The sequence below is a fragment of the Jatrophihabitans sp. genome (genome assembly GCF_036000465.1).
Classification (GTDB): Bacteria; Actinomycetota; Actinomycetes; order Mycobacteriales; family Jatrophihabitantaceae; genus Jatrophihabitans.
In genome coordinates this window covers 1-21,817 of the sequence record NZ_DASYFV010000071.1, presented here as the reverse complement: position 1 = coordinate 21,817, position 21,817 = coordinate 1, and the positions used below count along the sequence as shown (strand labels likewise).

Below are 21,817 nucleotides of genomic sequence, written 5' to 3'. Positions count from 1 at the left end.
TCTTGAAAACCGCTAGGGGGAAACCTCTCGAGGGTTCGAATCCCTCGCCCTCCGCTGCAGGCCCCGGATCTGGGCCTGGTGGTCGCGGTAGCCCGCCGTCGTGCCTGCCTGCGGCCAGCGCGGTGGCCAGCCGTTCCGGCTCGGTGCCCACCCCCTGGACGCGCGCGCCGAACTGCTCGACCTGACAAGTGGCTCGGGCCGGTTCAGCCCGTGCTTCGTCGCGAGCCTGCGCCGCCGCCTCCGGGTCTCGCCGGTCTCCTGTGGTCGGGCCTCGAAAGCGCCGGCCCGGTGGCCGGCGGCCACCAGCTCTGCACCCGTCCGCCCGGCGGGCCGCGTTCTCAGCGTGGGCCGATGATCACGGGCCGACCGCCCGATCTTGGTACTTGAGACTCGCTGTGCCGGGCGCGGTGGATGGACAGCAATTGATCATTCGGTGCGGCAGACGTTCATGTGTCCCCGGGCTCGGTCGATGATCAACAGGTATGCCGCGCGTCTTCTGATGGTCCTGAAAGGACACACCCGAACATGAAGTTCCTCTCTCGTCGCGGTATCCCCGCCTTGCTCGCTGCCGCGTCCGCACTCACCGTGTTCGCCGCTGCGATCCCGGCTTCTGCCATGGGGGCCCCGAGCGTGCCGTCCGCGCCGACCGGGGTGCACACGATCGCCGTCACGACCAGTTCCGTCGATGTCGCCGTCGCGGCGAACCCGGCCCAGGACATGGTCAACAACTACACCGTGCACCTGCGCGACGCCGCCACGAGCGGCACACTCCCAGGCTGCACCATCGACCCGACGGTGGCCATGGACTGCACCGTGACCGGCCTGACCGCCGGGACCCCGATCAACATCACCGTGACCGCGAGCAACATGTTCGGGACTTCCGGATCGTCGGTCTCGGTCCCCACGATGACGGCGATCCCGCCGCCTTCCCCGCCGGTGTTCGACGCCATCACCACCACCCCCACCAGCGCGACCGCGCACCTCACCCAAGCCCCCGCAGTGAACGGTCTCCATGTGTGGATCACCGTCACCGCCACGCCCAGCGGCCGGAGCTGCGTCCCCAACAACGCCTACCCCATCGCGTGCACGATCCCCGGCCTGAGCCCGGACCACACGTACACGTTCACCGCCGTCGCCACCATCGTTCCCAACGGCCAGCGGATGGACTCGACCCCGACCCTGTCCGACCCGGTGACCCTGCCGGGCACGCTGCCGAACACGCCGAGCGTCGGCACGGTCACCACCACCGCCACCACAGCCACCGTCGCCGTCGTCCCGAACCTCAACCCGATCGCCGTCTCCGACCCCGACTCCTACACCGTGACCGCCACCCCGGGCGGCGCCACCTGCACCACCACCGCCGCGACCAGCTTCGGGCCGTGCACCATCACCGGGCTCACCCCCGGCGCCACCTACACCTTCACCGTCACCGCCACCAACACCCAAGGTGCCTCCGACCCTTCGACCGTCTCCGCCCCGGTGACCCTGCCCGTCACGGCCCCGGCCACCCCCACCGTCGGCGCCGTCACCACCACCCCGGAGTCCGCCACGGTCGCCGTCATCCCGAACCCCGACCCGACCGCCACCGGCCCGGACACCTACACCGTGAGCGCCGACCACAACGGCGGCACCTGCTCCACCGACGCCGCCAGCAGCTTCGCGCCGTGCGTCATCACCGGCCTCACCCCCGGCGCCACCTACACGTTCACCGTGACCGCTCGCAACGCGCAGGGCGACTCCACCCCGTCGGCCGCTTCGGCGCCCGTCACGCTGCCCGGCCTGCCCGTAACCGCACCGCTTCCGCCGACCATCACCAAGGTCGTCCCGGGCGACCGGCAGCTCACCGTCACCATCACCCCGGCCCCGACCGGCGACCCGGCCACCAGCTACACCGTCACCGCCACCCCGAGCGGGCGCACCTGCACCATCCCGGCCGCCCAGCTCGTCCACGGCGTCGGCACCTGCACGATCACCGGCCTGACCGACACCACCCGGTACACGCTCACCGGCACCGCCGCCAACGCCACCGGCACCAGCCCCGGCGCTACCAACCCGACCGACCCCGTCACCCCGAAGCCCACGTCCACGCCGACCCCGAAGCCGAAGCCGGTCACGTTCCCGACCCACGTCGGCCCCATGACGACCCTCACCGTCCCCGTCAGCACGCGGGTCGCCAGCCTCACCCCGACGGTCTGCCTCGTCACCGGCCGCACCGTCGTCTTCCTCAACCCCGGCCGCTGCACCCTCACCATCAACAGCAACCACACGACCATCCGGCGCACCATCACCGTCACCAAGACCACCGGCCACGGGCACGGCACTCCGCTGCACCAGGCCCACGTCTACTTCGGCCCCGACTCAGCGAACCTCACCCGCCGCGATTACACCCGCCTGCACGCCCTACTCCGAGCCCTGCGCCGCTCCGGCCTGGTCACCGTGTTCGGCAAGGCCGCCAAAGCTCCACACCACCCGGCCACTCCGTTCGCCATCCAGCTCGGCCAGGCCCGCGCAAACGCCGTCGCCACCTACCTCCGCCGTCACGGTGTCCACGTCCGCCTCGTCGTCTCCGACGGCAGCGCACTGCCCGTCGCCGGAAGCATGGCCGCCAACCGCCGGGCCGACATCGCCTGGTTCTGACCACCCAGCACCACCTCAACCGACAGGGACGCATTGGTCGCCGGGTTACGCGTGTCGACGGGGAGCTTGACCAGCAGCGGTCGCCTCGACACCGAGCTGCACGCGGTCGGGCTCGTCACGGAGGCCGCCTGCTTGATCGACGTCACCCGGGGAGACCTGCTCACCGCGGGTGCCTTGCCGGGGCGGGCCGCCCGAATGATGCGATCCACCTTGCGGCCGCGTCGCGGGTCGGAGTCGATGAGATGATCACCACGACGTGAGCTCGCCGCAGCCGCCGAGCTGGCCGGCCTTGACGTCGTCGGGCCGTCGTAACGGCGGCCAGCCGCGGTGAAGTGAGGCAACGCTCTCAGCCGCGCTGTCAGTGCAGGAGCACGGTCCGGCTGATGGCGGCCTCGAGGCGCAGGGCCGCTTCCCGGTGCCCGAGGTTCGTCGGGTGCATGCCGGGGCCGGGGCCGTACCCGGCGACCCAGCGCTGGGCAGCCGGCCCGCACGGGGTGTGCGTCACGGACGCGGCGTACAGGCCGACGAACTTGTCGCCGACGGCGGCCGCGTCGCCGGACGCCGCGGTCACGAGTGCCCGCACGATGCCGGCGAGGTAGCGGGTGTCGGAGTCCTGCACCGGGTAGTCCTTCGCCCAGCAGCCGGTTGCGTTCGGCGACCACGCCGATTCGTACCCGAGCACGAACACCGTGGCGTGCGGTGCCTCGGCGCGGATCAGGCGCAGCGCGGCGAGGAAGTCGGTGCGGAACGCAGCGACCCGGTCGAGCAGGACGTCGTCGGTCCCGTGCCGGTAGTAGTCGCGGCAGGTGCGCCGCCCGGAGCGGGACGGTCCGGTCGGGGAGCTGGACGCGCACGCGGTGACGATGTTGCCGAACCCGATGTCGTTGAGCCCATACAGGACGCTGACGACGCGGGTCGAGGCCGACAGCCGGTTGTGCTGCGGCGAGTTCCGCGGGGATTGCGCGTAGGTGAGGTTCGACGTGTGCGCGCCCCAGCACGATGCGTCGTGCAGCGCGAGGCCGAGCGCGCGCGCCGTCAGGTGCGGGTAGTTGACCTTGGACCGGTAGCAGGGGATGTCGGCATACGTGGAGCCGGACAGCCGCGGGCCGGAGGTGTAGGAATCGCCGAGGGCGACGTACTCGATCGGGGCAACGGTGACCGACCGGCAGCCGAAGCTGCGCGCCGGGCTCGACACCGCCGTGACGCACACCCGGTAGGCGCCCGCCGGGACTCGCCGCACGTAGTACCAACCGTGCAACGGGCCGTAGCTCGGATGGGCGCGAGCGACGTCGGCGCGTCGGCCGACGGCGCGCAGGCGGACCGGCGCGAGGGAGCCCACGTGCACGTCGACCCTCACCTCCGCGCGCGGGTGCCCACGATCGACCGACCACCCGAAGACGCGGATGCCGCCCGTGACCGCGGCGACGGAGTCCGCGTGGCCGGTGACGACGGCCGGGCCGGGCGCGGCGGGCGCCTGCGACCCGCCGACAGGGGCGGCCGCCGCGAGGCCGATGCCCGGGTGAACCAGGGCAACGGCGGTGAGCGCGACGCCGGCGGCGAGGGCGAGCCGGGCGGTGCGGCGGAGAGCGCGACGGTGGAGCACGAGACCTCTAGACGGTGACGGGCCGGTCCGTTGCGGGCCGATCCCGGACGAGTTGGCGTCGCCGTAGGTGGTCATCGGCGGGCGGAGCAAGATCTTTATGCCGATCGCGGAGACGGTGCCGGCCCGGGGCCGGGCCCTACGCGAACCGCGGGACCAAAGGCCCGCCCGGTCATTGCGTCCTCAACAAACCAGGTTGTTCAGACGATGAACCACCCGTGACGTGTGGAAAGAGCGGTGCCGCGTGAGGGCTGAACTGCCGGTCGACGACGGGGCCCGGGTGGCCGCGCTGCGGGCATTGGGCGTGCTCGACCAGCCACCGACACCGGATCTGGACGCGATCACACGCCTCGCCACCGCGGTGACCGGCGCCCCGGTGGCCGTGCTGAACCTCATCGACGCCGACCGGCAGGTGCAGGCCTCCGTGGCCGGCGGCGAGCCCGGGGTGTTCGCCCGCGAGGACTCGCTGTGCCAGCACACCGTGGCCGAGGGGCGCCTGATCCACGTCAGCGACGCCAGCGCCGACCGGCGCTTCGCCGACAGCCCGTTCGTCAACGGCGTGGTGGACGACATCCGTCTCTACTGCGGCGTGCCGGTGCGCGACGGCGCCGGGTTCGCCGTCGGTTCCCTCTGCGTCGTCGGCAACGAGCCGCGCGAGCTGACCCCGGGTGCGATCGCCGCGCTCGAGGATCTCGCCGCCCAGGTCGGGCATCTTTTCGAGCTGCGGCGGCAGCGGGCCCAGATGGTCGAGATGCTGAGCGACCTGCAGCACCTCGCCGACCACGACCCGCTCACCGGGCTCGCCAACGGGCGCACGCTGCGCAGCCTGATGCGGGACACCGAGCGCGCCGCGCCGTCGCTGCCGGCGGTGTTCTACTGCGACCTCGACGGGTTCAAGGCGGTCAACGACACGTTCGGTCACGACGTCGGCGACGAGGTGCTGGTCGAGATCGCCCGCCGGCTGCGCGCCGCGGTGCGCCCCTCCGACGTCGTCGCCCGCGTCGGTGGGGACGAGTTCGTGCTGCTCTGCGACGACCTGAACGACGAGAGCGTGCCGGCCGTCGAGGCACGCATCCGGGCCACGACGCGCGAGCCGGTGCTGACCCGGGCCGGGGCGGTGCGGGTCGGCGTGAGCGTGGGGCTGTCCCGCGCCGCCGCCTCCTCCAGCCTGCACGCGGTGCTGGCCGACGCCGACCGCCGCATGTACGCCGACAAGCGCGCCCGCCGGGCGATCCCCGTCGTCGCCCGGCCGGTGTGGCGACGTCAACACGAACCAGCTGGTTGATCTGCCAACCACTTCGGGTAAGCCAGGAACATGCGCACCGTAACCGCTTACGCCACCCCCGCCGCGAAGGCCCCCTTCGAGAAGACGACCATCGAGCGCCGTGACCTCGGCCCGAAGGACGTGCTCATCAAGATCGCCTTCGCCGGCATCTGCCACTCCGACATCCACACCGCCCGCAACGAGTGGGGCGAGTCGCACTTCCCGCTCGTGCCCGGCCACGAGATCGCCGGCACCGTCGAGGAGGTCGGCGGCGAGGTCAGCAAGCACGCGGTCGGCGACCGCGTCGGCGTCGGCTGCATGGTCGACTCGTGCCGGGAGTGCGAGAACTGCAAGGCCGGCGAGGAGCAGTACTGCCTCAAGGGCAACGTCGGCACCTACAACGCGCAGGACTACCACAAGGACAACGCCTGGACCGACGGCGGCTACAGCACGCACATCGTCGTCGACGAGGACTTCGTGCTGCGCATCCCCGAGGGCATCGCGCTCGAGGAGGCCGCGCCGCTGCTCTGCGCCGGCATCACCCTCTACTCGCCGCTGAACCACTGGAACGCCGGCCCGGGCAAGAAGGTCGCCGTCGTCGGCATGGGCGGCCTCGGCCACATGGGCGTCAAGATCGCGCACGCCATGGGCGCGGAGGTCACCGTCCTGTCGCAGTCGCTGTCCAAGGAGGACGACGGCAAGGCGTTCGGTGCCGACCACTACTACGCCACCAAGGACGACGCGACGTTCGAGAAGCTGGCCGGCTCCTTCGACCTCATCGTCAACACCGTGTCGGCGCACCTGCCGATGGGGAAGTACCTGTCGCTGCTCAAGCTCGACGGCACGTTGGTCAACGTGGGCGCGCCGTCCGAGCCGCTCGAGGTGCCGGCGTTCGCGCTCATCCCGATGCGCCGCTCGTGGGCCGGCTCGATGATCGGCGGCATCCGCGAGACGCAGGAGATGCTGGACTTCTGCGCCGAGCACAAGATCGGCGCGACGGTCGAGAAGATCAGCGGCGACCAGATCGACGAGGCGTGGGACCGCGTCGTCGACAGCGACGTCCGCTACCGCTTCGTGATCGACACCGCCACGTTCTAGACGTTCCAGGACGCGACACGACGACGCCGGCCGGACCCACTCGGGTCCGGCCGGCGTCGTCGTGGCGGTCAGCCGTCGCTGCGGCGCCGCTGCAGAGTGAACGTCTCGAACGGGCGGATCTCGCCGTACGTGCCGACGACCTCGTAGTAGGTGACGGTGATGGACGTGAGGCCACCCCGCCTGCGCCCCGGGTCGACCTCGAACGCCGCGAAGCCGTAGGCCTGGGCCTTGTCGCGCGCGGCCGACCAGGGCGCGCTCGGCTCGGTCACGTACACCGGGGCCCGCTTGCCGGTGGTCGGATCGGGCGCGCCGACCGAGACGATCACGCGGCACTGCGGGGGGTCGAACAGCAGCTGGTTCGACGGGGCCGAGGTGCCGCCGCCGCCGATCACCATGTGCACCGTCCCGCTCTCGGTGTCGATCACGTCGGTTGCCGTACCCCGAGGTATGGGAGTCCGTGTCGCGTTGTCCTGCTGCCCGCGAATGGGCAGCGTCCGCTCGTAGTGGTGCTCGTGGCCGCAGACGACGAGATCGACGCCGTACTCGTCGAACAGGGGGAGCCACTCCTGCCGGACCCCGAGGTCGGCGCCGTTGAAGTTGTTGGCCGTGCTGATCGCGACCTGGTGCATGCACACGACGATCCAGTCGACGCCGCGGTCGCTGCGGGCGTCGCGCAACTCCTGCTCCAGCCAGGCCTTCTGCGCGCCGCCGGAGTAGCCGCGGACGTAGCTGTTGCCCCCGTCCTGGTAGCAGATGTCGTCGTTGTTGAGGCTGATGAAGCGCACCGAGCCGACGGTGAACGCGTACCAGAGACCGCGCGTGACATCGTCCTGCCCCGAGGCCGGCGGCAGCGAGAAGTAGGTCTGGTAGGCCTGGTAACCGATCGGCCCGTTGCCGAGCTCGTTCTCGTGGTTGCCCGCGGCCGGCATCCACGGCCGGTTGCTCGCGCTGCGGGTGTTGTTGTCCCAGAAGTCCTGCCAGGTGCGCACCCGGTCGTCGGCGAGGTTGGCGTAGCAGAGGTCGCCGTTGAACAGGTGCAGCAGCGGGGCGACCCGCTCGACGCCGGCCGTGGTGTCGCTCGCGGCCGGCGAGCCGAGGTTGTCGTTCACGTAGGGCGGGTTGGCGATCGTGACGCCGGGCGGCGGCGTGTACCTGCGCCCGACGGTCGGGGTGCCCTGGTCGCCGAAGCTGGTGAAGGTGAAGGCCGCCCGGCCGGCCGGGGCGGTGCGGAACGCGCCGAACTGCGGTGCCGCACCGTCGTGCACCGCGGCGTAGACGTAGCTGGTGTCGGGTCGCAGCGCGGCGACCTTCGCGTGCTGGGCGTAGACCGTCCGCCCCGACTTGGCGTCGACGTAGCTGCGGTCGCTCGCGCGCACCGTCTTCTCCAGGGCCAGCCCCTCGCGGGCGATGAGCACCCGGGCGTTGGTCACCGGCTGGCGCCCGTGCCACGACACCGTCATCTCGGTGCTCGGTTCGCTGCCGAACTCGAGGTGCAGGCCGGACACCGGCGGCGTGTCGACCGGTGCGCCACCCGCCGGACCGCGGCCGGGTTCCGCCGCGGCGGCATCGGGGGCGCCGACGAGCGTGCCGAGGCCGGCGGCGGCCCCGGTCAGGCCGAGGGCGGCGAGCAGGCTGCGGCGGGAGATCTCGGAGGCTTCGCTCATGCCCGCAGCCTGGCGGGCCCAGGGGGTCGACCCGGCGGACGCCGGCGAAACTTCGGTCGACGACTCGGTGAACGGTGGCGGAGACGATCAACGCGCGTAGGTTGAGGCCCGAACCGATGACGGGAACGAGGACGGGGATCCATGACGGCGACCGAACCACTTGACCGGCTGATCGAGGCCTACGCGAAGCTCGTGGTGCGGATCGGGGTGAACGTCCAGTTCGGTCAGCGCGTCGTCATCCGGGGCGCCGTCGAGCACGCCCCGGTCGCCCGCGTCATCGCGCAGGAGGCCTACCGCGCCGGCGCCAGCCTCGTCACGATCGACTACACCGATCCGGTGCTCACCCGCGCGGCGGTCGACCACGCCCCGCAGGAGCAGCTCGGTCGCGTGCTGCCGCACCAGGTCGAGGGCATCCGTGCCTGGCGCGAGGACCGCCCGGCGCTGATCACGCTGACCGGCAATCCGCACCCGACGCTGATGGAGGGCGCCGACCCGGCCCGGCTCGCGGCGTCGATGCCGATCGACCTGATGAAGGAGTTCCTGCCGATCATCACGACCAACCTCATCGCCTGGACGGTCGTGGGTGCGCCCAACCCGGCGTGGGCGCAGACGGTGCTCGGCGAGCCCGACGTCGACCGGCTCTGGCAGGCGGTGGCCGTCGCGATGCGGCTCGACCAGGACGACCCGGTCGACGCCTGGAAGCAGCACATCGCCAAGCTGCACCAGCGGCGCGACCTGCTCAACGCCCGCGGGTTCGACCGCATCCGCTACCGCGGGCCCGGCACCGACCTCACCGTCGGGCTCGTGCCCGGCTCGAGCTGGATGTCGGGCGCGGTGACGAACGACGACGGCACCGACTTCGTCCCCAACATGCCGACCGAGGAGGTCTTCACCTCACCCGACTGGCGCCGCGCCGACGGCAACCTCACCACCACCGCGCCGTTCTTCCTGGCCGCGGTCAACACCCTCGTCGACGGCCTGCGCCTGGACTTCCACGACGGCACGATCCGGGGCGCGGCCGCCGACCGGGGCGAGGTCGCGGTGCAGACCCATCTCGACGGCGTGCCCCGCGCGCGGCACCTCGGCGAGGTTGCGATCGTCGACGGCGACTCGGCCGTGCGCCGCACCGGGCTGACCTACAGCGACATGCTCTACGACGAGAACGCCGGCTCGCACGTGGCGTTCGGGTCGGGTTTCGCCACGACGATCCAGCGCGGCACCGAGCTCTCGCCCGACGAGCGGATCGAGGTCGGCGTCAACCAGTCCAACACCCACGTCGACGTTGTCGTCGGCAGCCCGGCCGTCGAGATCGACGGCATCGACGCCGACGGGCGTGCCGTCCCGATCACGCGGGGCGACGTCTTCGTGCTCGACACCGCCTGAAGCGGTCACCGCTGCAGGACGGCCACCCGGCCGAGGTCGCCCGAGGCCCAGCATGCGCCGTCGGGCGCGCAGGCGACGGTGTCGAACTGGCCGGTGTCGAACGAGGTCCAGGTGCGGCCGGCGTCGAACGAGACGTCCGAGCCGGTGAGCCCGACGGCGAGGACCTCGCCGGGGCGGCGCGGCACGAAGGTGACGCCGGAGCGGTAGCCGCCGGGCATCGAACCCGACAGCCGCCACGCGCCGCGGTGGGTCGAGGTGGCGGCCACGGCATCGGAGGCGGCGGGCGCGGCGAAGTCGCCGCCCACGGCCACGCCCTCGACCGGGCTGCGGAACGCGAGACCGAAGACGCCCGCGCTCGGCCCGCTGACGACCGGGGTGGTCACGACCGACCAGGTCAGCCCGCCGTCGCGCGAATGGTAGATGTGCGACTCGGTCGAGCCGCCGCTGCCGAACCAGGCGTCGCGGCCGAACGTCGTCAGGCACTCGCCGCTCGCGGCGAAGCCGAACTCGCCGTCGGCGGCGGCCGGCATGCCGCCGTTCGGCAGCACCTGCCAGGTACGCCCGGCGTCGCCCGTGGCGAGGATGCGGAACCGGCCGTCGACCGGGTCGCTGAGCACGAGCCCGTGCCGCCGGTCGTAGAACGACATGCAGTCGAAGAAGGCCGCCGGGTCGGTGTTCTGGTAGGCCAGGCTCCAGGTGCGGCCGCCGTCCGAGGTCGAGTACAGCCGCGAATCGCTGCCCGCGCCCGCGGCCATGGCCACGGCGTGGTTCGCGTCGGACGCGCTGATGTCGCGGAACTGCAGGGTCTCGGCGCCGGCGGGCGACACGTTGCTCCACGTGCGCCCGCCGTCGACCGTGCGCAGCACGGTGCCGGTGTAGCCACCGAGCCAGGCGACCGTCCGGCTCACCGCGGCCAGCCCGCGGAAGTGCGAGGCGACGCCGGGGTCGACCAGCCGCCACGAGGGCAGCCGCGGCGCCGGGAGCGCGCCGGCGGGCGACGTGCCGGCGACCAGCACGGCGGAGAGGGTGAGGGCGAGGACGGCGAGCGGGCGACGACGCATGTCTGATTTGTACTCCGCCGGACGCTAGGTTGCCCAGATGTGCACCGTCATCTGCGAGTGGCACCCCGACACGCCGGTGCGCATCCTCGCCCTGCGCGACGAGTTCGTCGGCCGGGCCTTCGACGACCCGGGCGGGTGGTGGCCCGACCAGCCCGGCGTGATCGGCGGCCGCGACCGCTCCGCCGGCGGCAGCTGGTGCGTGTCCGACGTCGCGAGCGGGGCGACGGCGCTGCTGCTCAACCGCATCGAACGCCGGGAGGGGACGCCCTCGCGGGGGCTCCTGCCGCTGGCCGCGCTGGCCGCGGGCGACCGCTGGCCCGAGCGGGTCGACCCCGCGACCATGGCCAGCTTCAACCTGGTGCTGGCCCGGGCGTCCGGGGTCACCGTGTGGGTCTGGGACGCGGTCGCGCTGCACCGGCTCGACCTCGGCGAGGGGACGCACGTGATCACCTCGCGCGGGGTCGACACCGACGACGCCAAGACGGTCCGCTTCGCGCCCCGGTTCGAGACGACCGCATGGCGTGACGTCGTGACCTCGACCGAGCCGTCGTCGGAGGAGTCGGCGCTCGTCGTCCGGCACGAGGTCGAGCTCGGCGTCTACGCCACCGTCTTCGGCCAGCTCATCACGGCCGCGCCGGGCGCGCTCGACATCGCCCACTCCCGCACGCCGTGGCTCGAGGGCACCTGGACCGAGCGGCGCTGGCCCGGCTGACCTGGTCGATCGGACGGCGACAGTGGTCCACGCCACACGCGGTCGCCTATCGTGCCTGGCAGGGGCGTCGAGCCGGGACGGAGGTCAGCGATGTCGTACAGCGCCGTCCGGCCCGGCACCGACCTGTCGGCCTACGCCAAGGAACTGGCTCGCGTGCACGATGCCGTGCTCGGGCACAGCGGTCCGCCGACCCTGTCGCGGGCGCTCGTCGCGAAGTCGTGGGACCGCGTCGTCCGCGCCGGCCTGGATCCCACCGTCCCCAACGCGCGGGATCCGCTGCCCTTCGCCGAGACCGAGCGGCGGCGGCAGGAGTCGCCGCTGCGGATCGTCCTCGACGAGATCGTGCGCAGCGTCGGCGGCGTCGCCGACGCGTCCCACTTCCTGATGGTCGTGAGCGACGCCGACGGCGTGATCCTGTGGCGCGAGGGATCGACCCGGGTGCGCAGCCAGGCCGACCGGTTGGGCTTCACCGAGGGCGCCGAGTGGACCGAGGAACGGGTCGGCACCAACGCGATCGGCACCGCCCTGGCCGAGGAGGCGCCGGTGCAGCTCTTCTCGGCCGAGCACTTCGAGGAGGGCCAGCACCCCTGGTACTGCACCGCCTACCCGATCCACGACCCGCGCGACGGTGAACTGCTCGGGATCGTCGACATCAGCGGCCCGGCGCTCACGCTGCACCCGGCCATCGAGGCGCTGGTCGAGACCGCGGTGCGCCTCGCCGAGTCGAAGCTCTGGTGCCACCACGAGCTGCGCCTCGAACGCATCCGCATCGCGGCCGAGCACCTCATGGCCACCATCTCCGGACCGGCCGTCGTCGTCGACGACCTCGGCTGGGTGGCCCACTCGCGCGAGCTGCCCCGGCGTGACCGCATCGACGTCCCGCGGCCCGACATCGCGATCGCCGTTCCCGGCATGGGGCTCTGCGTGCCGGAGCGGCTGCGCGAGGGCTGGCTGCTGCGGCCCGCGGGCGCCGAGCGCAGCATGACCGCGGTGCTCGACCTGACCGGACCGCCGGCGCTGCACCTGACATCGGGCACGACACCGTGGCGGCTCGCGCTGTCGCCGCGGCACGCCGAGATCCTGCGGCAGCTCGGGGCGGCCGGGCCGAGCGGTCTGTCGGCCGGCCGGCTGAGTCGCGCGCTCTACGGCGACGACCAGCACGCGGTCACGGTGCGGGCCGAGATCAGCCGGCTGCGCCGCCTGGTCGGCGCGCTCATCACCACCCAGCCCTACCGGATCGCCGAGGGCGTGGCGCTGACGGTCCGCGTTCCCTGAGGGAAGTTGCAACCCGGCTGCAACGCTTCCGTCACCGTCACCCGCGGGCCAGGTTGAGGGTCTCGCCCGACGACAGGAGACCACGATGACGGCCACGCTGGACCAGAGCTCTCCCGCCCGCACCCTCGTCGAGGGCTGGTTGCAGCGCTTCGACCAGGCGCTGACCGCCGGGGACGCCCGCGCGGCCGCCGACCTGTTCGCCGACGACTGCTACTGGCGCGACCTCATCTCCTTCACCTGGAACATCAAGACCATGGAGGGCCGCGACGCCATCGCGGCCATGCTGGAGGCGACGCTCGACCATGTCCGTCCCGGCAACTGGACGATCACCGAGGGCGAGGAGCCCGCCGGCGCCGACGGCGTCACGGAGGCGTGGATCGAGTTCGAGACCGCGGTCGGGCGCGGGCGCGGGCAGTTGCGGCTCAAGGGCGACGGTGACGACGCGCGGGCCTGGACCCTGCTGACCACCCTCTACGAGCTCAAGGGCCACGAGGAGCCGGCCCGCGGGCGCCGCCCGATGGGGGCCGAGCACGGCGCGAACCGCGAGCGCGAGACCTGGGCCGAGAAGCGCGACCGCGAGGCCCGCGAGCTGGGCTACGCCAAGCAGCCCGACGTGCTGATCATTGGTGGCGGCCAGGGCGGCGTCGCGCTCGGCGCCCGGCTGCGCCAGCTCGGCGTCCCGACGATCATCGTCGACAAGCACCCGCGCCCCGGCGACCAGTGGCGCAACCGCTACAAGTCGCTCTGCCTGCACGACCCGGTCTGGTACGACCACCTGCCCTACATCAAGTTCCCGGAGAACTGGCCGGTCTTCGCGCCCAAGGACAAGATCGCCGACTGGCTCGAGTCCTACGCCAGGATCATGGAGCTCAACTACTGGTCGAGCACCGAGGCGAAGTCCGCCACGTACGACGAGGCCACCGGTGAGTGGACGGTCACGGTCGAGCGCGAGGGCCAGCCGGTGGTGCTGCGGCCGAAGCAGCTCGTCTTCGCCACCGGGATGAGCGGCAAGGCGAACCTGCCGAACTTCCCCGGTATGGACACCTTCCGCGGCGACCAGCACCACTCGTCGGCGCACCCGGGCCCGGATGCGTACCAGGGCAAGAAATGCGTCGTCGTCGGCTCGAACAACTCGGCCTTCGACATCTGCGGCGCGCTGTGGGAGAACGGCGCCGACGTGACGATGGTGCAGCGCTCGTCGACGCACATCGTCCGCTCCGACTCCCTCATGGAGATCGGGCTCGGCGCGCTGTACTCCGAGGAGGCGGTCGCCTCGGGCATGACGACGGAGAAGGCCGACCTGACGTTCGCGTCGCTGCCCTACCGGATCCTGCACGAGTTCCAGATCCCGGCCTACGAGGCGATGGCCGAGCGGGATCGTGACTTCTACCTGCGGCTGGAGAAGTCCGGCTTCCTGCACGACTGGGGCGACGACGGCTCGGGGTTGTTCATGAAGTACCTGCGCCGCGGCTCGGGCTACTACATCGACGTGGGCGCGGCCGACCTCGTCGCCAACGGCGACGTGAAGCTGGTCCGGGGCCAGGTCGACCATCTCACCGAGAACTCGGTCGTGCTCGAGGACGGGACCGAGCTCGAGGCCGACCTCGTCGTCTACGCCACCGGCTACGGCTCGATGAACGGCTGGGTCGCCGACCTCATCTCACCCGAGGCGGCCGACCAGCTCGGCAAGGTCTGGGGCCTCGGCTCGGACACCACCAAGGACCCCGGCCCGTGGGAGGGCGAGCAGCGCAACATGTGGAAGCCGACCCAGGTGCCGGCGCTGTGGATGCACGGCGGCAACCTGCACCAGTCGCGGCACTACTCGCTCTACCTCGCGCTGCAGCTCAAGGCCCGCTCGGTCGGCATCCCCACCCCGGTCTACGGGTTGCAGGAGGTCCACCACACGAAGTGAGGGCGGCCGGCGGCCCGGTGGTCAGCTCGCCAGCAGTTGCGCCACCTGGTCGGCCGTCCGTGCCGTCGGCTTGCGGCTGATCAGGCCTTCCTTGCCGAAGGCCCGGACGAGGAGCGAGCCCGCACCGGCCGGCGTGATGTCCACGATCACCATCTGCAGGCCCATCAGGCCCACCGGGATGCCCAGGCGCAGGACGTCGGCGTGCGCGGGGAGGCGTTCCGCGGCGGGGAAGGACTCGGTCAGCTGCGCCTGCGCGACGGCGCCGGTCTTGGCGCTCGGCACCGCGCGGTCCTCGACGATCGTCCGCAGCCGCCCGGCCGCCCGGGCGCCACCGCGGGCCCCGGCCCGACCGTGTCCGCTCACCGCGCCGCCCATCTCGCCGGCTCGGCTGTGGACGTCGATCAGATACTGCTCGACCTCGGGCGGCACGCGCGGGTCCGGTTCTCGCATGATCGCGATCATGCCGTACGCGCGATGACGTAGAGCCAGGGCTCGAACCCGCTCACGTGCTCCAGTTCGACGACCTGCCAGCCCGTGTTCTCCAGCGCGGCCCGGACGGCCGGCTCGCGCCAGTAGGTGAAGTGCCGCGGCACGCCGAGCTTGCGTTCGTGCCACTCGTCCCCGTCGCCCTCCTTGATCGTGAAGGCCAGGACGCCGCCGTCGACGACGGCCCGTCTCGCTCGGGCGAGGACGTCGGCGAACTGCGTCCGGTCGAGGTGCAGCAGCACGGCGTCGGCGAGCATCGCGTCGTACGGGCCGCCGAGGTCGTCGCTGCGCAGGTCGAGGCGTCGGGCGTCGTGCCCGGCCGCGCGCAGCCGATCGACGAAGCCCGGCGTGGCGTCGGTGCGCGACACCCGCAGCCCGTGCTCCTCGAGCCGGAGCGCGTCGTGCCCGGGACCACTGCCGACCTCGAGCACGTGACCCGGGCCGATGACGTCGGCCACGTGGTCGAGCCAGGCCGCGACGACCGGCGACGGCGTGGCGGTCTGCGCGACGTAGAGGTCGACCGTGGCGTCGTAGCTCGCGATCGTGACGTCCCCCGGCTCGCTCATCGGCTCCAGCTAACCGGGGCCGTCCAACAGGAATTCGTAGGCGCGGCGACGGGGCCAGCCGGTGAGTTCGGCGAGCGCGCGGGCCGCGGTCTTGGTCGGCACGCCGTCGGCGACGAGCCCGGCGATCGCGGCGCGGACGGCCGGGTCGAGCGCCGACTCGCCGGCGCGGGCGTCCAGACAGACGTGCACGGTGTCCTGGCTCGGCAGTTCAGCAACGACACCGTCCCGGATCCGGGTCGGTGACAGGTGCTCCTGGGCAAGCACGCCCCCGGCCGTGCCGCGGTGTTCCTTCGCGAGGGCGACCAGGGCGGGCAACCGGTCGGGTGACGTCGACAGCACGAGGCGATGGGCGATCGGCACGCTGCGCAGGACCGCGCGGGCGTCGGCGTCGTCCGGGACGAACGTGACGGGCCCGCGCGACGGCGAGGCGGCCGCGACGGCAAGCCGGGCCGGCAGCCCGACCGTCTCGATCGCGGCCTCCGCGAGCTCGGCGACGACCGTCCGGCCGGGCAGGTCGCGAGTGGCGACGACGAGGGTGCGCGGCCCCGGTCGGGCGTCGTGCCGGCCGATCCGGCGCACCGCCTCGGGGTCCTCGGCCAGCACGGTGTCGGCGGCGTCGAGCTCGGCCCGCAGCGCCGCGTCGTCCGGGCGGTCGGGATCGGCGGCGAACAGCACAACCGTCGGCTCGTTCGACGGCTCGGGTTCGACCAGCACCTCGACGGGTTCCCCCGCCCGCAGGGCGGCGATCAGCGGGCGCGGGAGGTCCGAGGCCGCCGCGTCGGCGTGCGTGGCCAGCGTGCCCGGCAGGCGTAGCGGGCTCCGCCGCACGACCATCGGACCGCGCGGGTCCCATGACGGGTTCGCCCGCGCGTGCAGCGTGAACGACTCGGATCCGACGGTGATGGTGATGCGGACCGGCCCCGCGAGCGGCGCGGCCGGCCGGGCGTCGACCCCGACCGCGAGCACGCAGGTCGCCCGCGCGGTGATCTCCGTGTCGGGCGTGAACTCCAGGGTCTTGGCGTGCGTCGCGCGGACCAGCTCGTGCCCACGCCCGGTCAGTCGCACGTCGACAGCCTAGGCTCAAGCCCGTGCGTCAGGTGGTCGGCAAGCGGACGATCGACCTCGGCGCCGCCGCGTTCGCCGACCTCCGGGCGCCGTACGAACGGCTGATCCTCGACATCGGCACCGGCGACGGCAAGCACGTGCTGAGCCTCGCCCGTCGCCACCCCGAAGCCCTCGTCGTCGGGCTCGACGCCGGACCCGACGCGATGCGCCGGACCGCCGCCCGGGCCGCGGCCAAGCCGGCCCGCGGCGGCACGCCCAACGCGCTGTTCGTGTGGGCTGCGGTCGAGCGGCTCCCGCCGGAACTCACCGAGGTCACCGAGGTGCACGTGCTCATGCCGTGGGGCAGCCTGCTCCGCGCGATGGTGACGCCGGACGAGCCGGTCCTCTCCGCGGTCGCCGCCGCGTGCGCCCCCGACGCCGAATTCCTCGTCACCCTCAACCTGCACGCTTGGCGCCCGCCGGTCGTCGAGGTGGGCGAGACGCCCGAGCCGACGCCGGAGTCGGCGCGGGCCGACGACGGTCTGGCCCCGGCCTACGCCCGGGCCGGCTGGCGGCTCGAATCCGCCGACTACCTCGACGACACCGGCATCGCCGGGCTCGGCACGTCCTGGACGAAGCGCCTCGGCTCGTCCCGCGACGAACTCGGCGTGCTGGCCCTCCGCGGCCGGATCGACCCCCACCGCGCCCCGGCCGGCCCCTCTGATTAGAGGCTTTGCCGGCCGGCGCCGCGGACGCGGACGGCGAGCCTTCAGCTCGGGTACTGGCGGCAGTACTCGTAGAGCGCCATCGAGGTCGCGGTGGCGACGTTGTAGCTGTACGGCAGCCCCCACACCGGGATCTCGACGCAGTCGTCCATCAGCTCGAGCTCCTCGGGCGTGAGGCCGAGGCGTTCGTTGCCGATGACGAGCGCGGTGCGCCGCGGGAAGGCGTAGTGGTGCAGGTCGGACGAGTTCGTCGTCTGCTCGAGCCCGACCAGCCGGTAGCCCTCGCGCCGCAGGGTCTTGAGCACCGGCGCCAGCGAGTTGCGCACCTCGAGTTGCACGCTGTCGGCGCCGTCGCGCGCGATGGTCCGGTCGAGTCGGGCGTTGCCGCAGACGATCATCCGCTCGACCCCGCAGCAGCCCGCCGTCCGCGCGATCGTCGAGAGGTTCACGTTGCTGCGCATCGGCGCGCAGGCGACGACGAGCTCGCGCGGCTGCTCCAGCGCCGCCGGCGGGCGGTGGCGCACCTGTTCGAACACGCTACGAACCCACCTCGTTCAGCTCGGCCCAGAGCTGCTGGGCCGCAGGGCTGTGCCGCTCGTGCAGCCGGGCGAAGAGCGTCGCCGCCGACGCCCCGCTCCACGGCGTGGGCAGCAGCGCGTCGGGCAGCTCGGGATCGATCCACGGGAACCGGCGCCAGGCGTGCACGAGCTCGACCGTCGCCAGCAGAGGATCCTCGGGGTCCGGCCCGCCGAAGCGGGCGATGAACTCCTCGTACCGCTCCTCGATCTCGTCGAGATCCCAGGCGGCCTGGACGAGCTCGAGCAGCCGACCCTGCCCGCGGTGCTCGGCCACGAAGATCTGCGCGTCGCGCAACACGCCGGCCGCACCGAGCACCTGCTCGACCTCGTCGATGCGATCGGCATGCGTGCTCACCCAGACCCCGGGCGCCGGGCTGCCCAGCCCGGCCCAGGTCAACCGGGTGCGTAGCAGGTGCCGCGCCGGCCGCTCGCTCTCCGGCGCGCGGGCCAGCACGAGCAGCCACCGGCCGTCCCAGTCGGAACCGACGCCGGTGAAGCCGTAGATCCGCGCCGCACCGTCGCTCAGCAGCCGCTCGGCGGCGGGCGTGAGGGCCCAGCAGGTGCGCCGGCCGATCCGCTCGGAGGTCAGCCAGCCGTCGGCGGCCGTGCGCATGAGGGCCTGCCGGGTCGCCTTCTCCTCCACCCCGAGGCGGCCGAGCACCTCGATGAACGCCGACGTCCAGGCCCGGCCGTCGCCCGGCAGGACGAACTCGCCGAGCACGGTGAACAGCACGCCGCGCGCGCTCGCCGACCCCGCCGCATGGCGCCGCGACATGGTCGGCGCCGCGGCGCGGGCACGGGGCTGGGGCGCGGCCATCGTCCCCATTCTGTCGGGTCGGCGGAGGAGAACCACAATTATTCTACAAACCATTGACGTTGCGACAGGTGAACGTAGTATTAGTGAGCGTTGGTGATCGACGGGACGGAGCCGCGCATGGTCGAACACGTTGAGTTCAGGGTCGACCCCGCGCGCTACCGGCACTGGCGGGTCACGACCGACGGTCCGGTCGCCACCGTCGCGATGGATGTCGACGAGCAGGGCGGCCTCGTCCCCGGCTACGAGCTCAAGCTCAACTCCTACGACCTCGGCGTCGACATCGAGCTCTACGACATCGTGCAGCGGCTCCGGTTCGAGCACCCCGAGGTGCGCACCGTCGTCATGACCAGCGGCAAGGAGAAGATCTTCTGCGCCGGCGCGAACATCCGGATGCTCGCGGCGTCGAGCCACCCCTGGAAGGTGAACTTCTGCAAGTTCACCAACGAGACCCGCAACGGCATCGAGGACGCCACGGCGAACTCGGGCCAGACCTACCTCGCCGCGCTCAACGGCACGGCCTCCGGCGGCGGCTACGAGCTGGCGCTGGCCTGCGATCACCTGATGCTCATCGACGACCGGTCCTCGACGGTGTCGCTGCCCGAACTGCCGCTGCTCGGCGTGCTGCCCGGCACCGGCGGCCTGACCCGGGTCGTCGACAAGCGCTTCGTCCGCCGCGACCGGGCCGACTACTTCTCCACCAAGTCCGAGGGTCTCGGCGGCCAGAAGGCCGTGCAGTGGCACCTCGTCGACGAGGTCGTGCCCCGCCAGAGGTGGGACGACGTGGTGGCCGAGCGGGCGGCCGAGCTCGCGGCGACCTCGAACCGCCCGGCTGACGCCGCGGGCATCGTGCTCACGCCACTGGGCAAGCAGCGCGACACCGACACGATCACCTACGACCACGTCGGGGTCACCATCGACCGCACCGCCCGCACCGCCACCATCACCGTCCCGGCGCCCGACTCCGACGCCCCGGCCGACATCGCCGCGATCCACGAACAGGGGGCGGCGTTCTGGAGCCTCGCCGTCGTCCGCGAGCTCGACGACGCGATCCTCGACCTGCGCACCAACGAGATCGAGATCGGCACCTGGGTGCTGAAGACGACAGGCGACCCCGCCAAGGTGCTCGCCCACGACGCTCTGCTGCTCGCCCACCGCGACGACTGGTTGGTCAACGAGATTGTCCATTACCTCAAACGCACGCTGAAGCGCCTCGACGTCACAAGTCGCAGCCTGGTCGCGCTCGTCGCGCCCGGCAGCGCGTTCGCCGGCAGCCTGCTCGAGCTCGCCCTCGCCGCCGACCGCAGCTTCCAGCTGTTCGGCGTCTTCGAGGACGTCGACCCCGACGCCGAGCCGGCCGCGATCACCGTCGGCCCGATGAACCTCGGCCCGCTGCCGATGGGCAACGGACTGACCCGCCTGCAGACCCGCTTCTGGGGCGACGACGCCGCGCTGGCCGCGGTCGAGAAGCGCAGGGACGAACCGCTGCTCGCCGAGGACGCCGAATCCCTCGGCCTCGTCACCTTCGCCCCCGACGACATCGACTGGGACGACGAGGTGCGCATCACCGTCGAGGAACGCGGCAGCTTCAGCCCCGACGCCCTCACCGGCCTCGAGGCCAACTACCGCTTCGCCGGCCCGGAGACCGTCGAGACCAAGATCTTCGGGCGGCTCACCGCCTGGCAGAACTGGATCTTCTACCGCCCCAACGCGTCGGGACCGGACGGCGCGCTGCGCAAGTTCGGCACGGGCCAACGCGCCGAGTTCGATCGAAAGCGAGTCTGAGTTGACGGCCACCGCGGATTACAGCGAGAAGATCCCCAACAACGTCGACCTGCACGAGGACCGCCGCCTGCAGCGCGCCCTCGAGTCGTGGCAGCCCAACTTCCTCAACTGGTGGGAGTCGATGGGCCCGACGCTGCCGACCGACGAGGTGTACCTGCGCACTGCGGTCAATGTCGGGCGCGAGGGCTGGGCCCACTTCGGTCACGTCGCGATGAAGGACTACCGCTGGGGCATCTTCCTGGCCGAGCGCGACACGGACCGCGCGATCGGCTTCGGTGAGCACAAGGGCGAGCCGGCCTGGCAGAAGGTCCCGGGCGAGTACCGCGCCGATCTGCAGCGCCTCATCGTCATCCAGGGCGACACCGAACCGGCCAGCGTCGAGCAGCAGCGCAACCTCGGCGCCACCGCGCCGTCGCTCTACGACCTGCGCAACCTCTTCCAGGTCAACGTCGAGGAGGGCCGCCACCTGTGGGCGATGGTGTACCTGTTGCACGCCTTCTTCGGGCGCGAAGGTCGCGACCAGGCCGAGCAGCTCCTGCTCCGGCACTCCGGGAGCGTCGATGCACCGCGCATCCTCGGCGCCTTCAACGAGCCGACGCGTGACTGGCTCGCCTTCTTCATGTTCACGTACTTCACGGACCGCGACGGCAAGTTTCAGCTCGGCACCCTCGCCGAGAGCGGCTTCGACCCGCTGTCACGCACGTGCCGGTTCATGCTCCGGGAGGAAGCGCACCACATGATGGTCGGAACGACCGGCATCGATCGCGTCGTGCGGCGCACCGCCGAGCTGATGCGCGAGCACAACACCGACGACATCGCGCGCCACGGCGGCATTCCCCTCGACATCATCCAGCGCTACCTCAACTTCCACTACAGCGTGTCGCTCGACCTCTTCGGCGGGGAGCGCTCGACAAACGTGGCGAACTACTTCACCGCCGGGCTCAAGGGTCGCTGGCAGGAGGAGCGGCGAGACGACGACCATCAACTCACCGACCTGACCGCTGCCGTCGACGTTGTTGTCGACGGCCACATCGAGACAGCGCGCATCCCGGCGCTCACCGCGCTCAATCAAGATTTGCGTTCGGAGTACTTCACCGACTGCAACAACGGTGTGCGGCGCTGGAACCGGCTGCTCGAAACTGCGGGCATCGACCGCACGCTCGCGCTGCCGCACCACGGCTTCAACCGGCGTGTCGGGGCGTTCTCCGGTCTC

18 protein-coding genes are annotated in these 21,817 nt (G+C 72.1%); 10 read left to right on the top strand and 8 right to left on the bottom strand.

Annotated elements, in window-relative coordinates:
- Positions 1 to 615 precede the first annotated feature (615 nt).
- The gene (locus tag VGN18_RS19485; protein ID WP_327541391.1) at positions 616 to 2,637 is read left to right on the top strand and encodes a fibronectin type III domain-containing protein; all 2,022 of its coding nucleotides are present in this window, start codon (positions 616 to 618) and stop codon (positions 2,635 to 2,637) included.
- Positions 2,638 to 2,995: 358 nt separating this feature from the next.
- Here the strand turns inward: VGN18_RS19485 and VGN18_RS19480 are convergent, their stop codons facing one another.
- A complete protein-coding gene (locus VGN18_RS19480) occupies positions 2,996 to 4,315 on the bottom strand; it encodes an SGNH/GDSL hydrolase family protein (protein ID WP_327541390.1) in 1,320 nt (439 codons plus the stop codon).
- A 166-nt stretch (positions 4,316 to 4,481) separates the two neighbouring features.
- Here VGN18_RS19480 and VGN18_RS19475 point away from each other — a divergent pair, with 166 nt between their 5' ends.
- On the top strand, positions 4,482 to 5,522 hold the full coding sequence (locus VGN18_RS19475) for a sensor domain-containing diguanylate cyclase (protein ID WP_327541389.1): 1,041 nt from the start codon (positions 4,482 to 4,484) through the stop codon (positions 5,520 to 5,522).
- Positions 5,523 to 5,552: 30 nt separating this feature from the next.
- Positions 5,553 to 6,599 (top strand): NAD(P)-dependent alcohol dehydrogenase, encoded by a 1,047-nt coding sequence (locus VGN18_RS19470; protein WP_327541388.1) that lies wholly within the window; start codon positions 5,553 to 5,555, stop codon positions 6,597 to 6,599.
- 68 nt (positions 6,600 to 6,667) lie between these two features.
- Here the strand turns inward: VGN18_RS19470 and VGN18_RS19465 are convergent, their stop codons facing one another.
- A complete protein-coding gene (locus VGN18_RS19465; protein ID WP_327541387.1) occupies positions 6,668 to 8,263 on the bottom strand; it encodes a metallophosphoesterase family protein in 1,596 nt (531 codons plus the stop codon).
- A gap of 141 nt (positions 8,264 to 8,404) precedes the next feature.
- On the opposite strand from VGN18_RS19465, the gene VGN18_RS19460 reads away from it, so the two are divergent.
- Positions 8,405 to 9,646, top strand: coding sequence for an aminopeptidase (locus VGN18_RS19460; protein ID WP_327541386.1), 1,242 nt, complete (start codon positions 8,405 to 8,407; stop codon positions 9,644 to 9,646).
- Between the two features lie 5 nt (positions 9,647 to 9,651).
- Here VGN18_RS19460 and VGN18_RS19455 read toward each other — a convergent pair whose 3' ends face one another.
- Entirely contained in the window at positions 9,652 to 10,707 is a 1,056-nt protein-coding gene (locus VGN18_RS19455; RefSeq protein WP_327541385.1) for a hypothetical protein, read from the bottom strand.
- 37 nt (positions 10,708 to 10,744) lie between these two features.
- Between VGN18_RS19455 and VGN18_RS19450 the strand changes: the two genes are divergently transcribed.
- From VGN18_RS19450 to VGN18_RS19440, 3 genes are all read left to right on the top strand, one after another.
- A complete protein-coding gene (locus VGN18_RS19450) occupies positions 10,745 to 11,419 on the top strand; it encodes an NRDE family protein (protein ID WP_327541384.1) in 675 nt (224 codons plus the stop codon).
- A 90-nt stretch (positions 11,420 to 11,509) separates the two neighbouring features.
- Positions 11,510 to 12,694: a GAF domain-containing protein gene (locus VGN18_RS19445; protein WP_327541383.1), complete on the top strand. Its 1,185-nt coding sequence runs from the start codon at positions 11,510 to 11,512 to the stop codon at positions 12,692 to 12,694.
- An 85-nt stretch (positions 12,695 to 12,779) separates the two neighbouring features.
- On the top strand, positions 12,780 to 14,606 hold the full coding sequence (locus tag VGN18_RS19440; protein WP_327541382.1) for an NAD(P)-binding domain-containing protein: 1,827 nt from the start codon (positions 12,780 to 12,782) through the stop codon (positions 14,604 to 14,606).
- Between the two features lie 21 nt (positions 14,607 to 14,627).
- Here the strand turns inward: VGN18_RS19440 and VGN18_RS19435 are convergent, their stop codons facing one another.
- From VGN18_RS19435 to VGN18_RS19425, 3 genes are read right to left on the bottom strand one after another with little or no spacing between them, the layout of a single operon-like run.
- Positions 14,628 to 15,056 carry a hypothetical protein gene (locus VGN18_RS19435; protein ID WP_327541381.1) on the bottom strand — a complete coding sequence of 143 codons (429 nt, stop codon included), beginning with the start codon at positions 15,054 to 15,056 and terminating at the stop codon, positions 14,628 to 14,630.
- Positions 15,057 to 15,064: 8 nt separating this feature from the next.
- Entirely contained in the window at positions 15,065 to 15,658 is a 594-nt protein-coding gene (locus VGN18_RS19430) for a class I SAM-dependent methyltransferase (RefSeq protein ID WP_327541380.1), read from the bottom strand.
- A 9-nt stretch (positions 15,659 to 15,667) separates the two neighbouring features.
- A complete protein-coding gene (locus VGN18_RS19425) occupies positions 15,668 to 16,723 on the bottom strand; it encodes a DUF371 domain-containing protein (RefSeq protein WP_327541379.1) in 1,056 nt (351 codons plus the stop codon).
- A gap of 23 nt (positions 16,724 to 16,746) precedes the next feature.
- On the opposite strand from VGN18_RS19425, the gene VGN18_RS19420 reads away from it, so the two are divergent.
- The gene (locus tag VGN18_RS19420; protein WP_327541378.1) at positions 16,747 to 17,430 is read left to right on the top strand and encodes a class I SAM-dependent methyltransferase; all 684 of its coding nucleotides are present in this window, start codon (positions 16,747 to 16,749) and stop codon (positions 17,428 to 17,430) included.
- A gap of 41 nt (positions 17,431 to 17,471) precedes the next feature.
- Here the strand turns inward: VGN18_RS19420 and VGN18_RS19415 are convergent, their stop codons facing one another.
- Together VGN18_RS19415 and VGN18_RS19410 are read right to left on the bottom strand one after the other, a co-directional pair.
- On the bottom strand, positions 17,472 to 17,963 hold the full coding sequence (locus VGN18_RS19415) for an RNA methyltransferase (protein WP_327541377.1): 492 nt from the start codon (positions 17,961 to 17,963) through the stop codon (positions 17,472 to 17,474).
- Position 17,964: 1 nt separating this feature from the next.
- Positions 17,965 to 18,822, bottom strand: a complete 858-nt coding sequence (locus tag VGN18_RS19410; protein ID WP_327541376.1) for a PaaX family transcriptional regulator C-terminal domain-containing protein — start codon at positions 18,820 to 18,822, stop codon at positions 17,965 to 17,967.
- A gap of 117 nt (positions 18,823 to 18,939) precedes the next feature.
- On the opposite strand from VGN18_RS19410, the gene boxC reads away from it, so the two are divergent.
- Together boxC and boxB are read left to right on the top strand one after the other, a co-directional pair.
- Positions 18,940 to 20,604: a 2,3-epoxybenzoyl-CoA dihydrolase gene (gene boxC / locus VGN18_RS19405; RefSeq protein WP_327541375.1), complete on the top strand. Its 1,665-nt coding sequence runs from the start codon at positions 18,940 to 18,942 to the stop codon at positions 20,602 to 20,604.
- A 1-nt stretch (position 20,605) separates the two neighbouring features.
- Positions 20,606 to 21,817 (top strand): benzoyl-CoA 2,3-epoxidase subunit BoxB (gene boxB / locus VGN18_RS19400; RefSeq protein ID WP_327541374.1); only part of this gene is annotated, 1,212 nt, incomplete at its 3' end.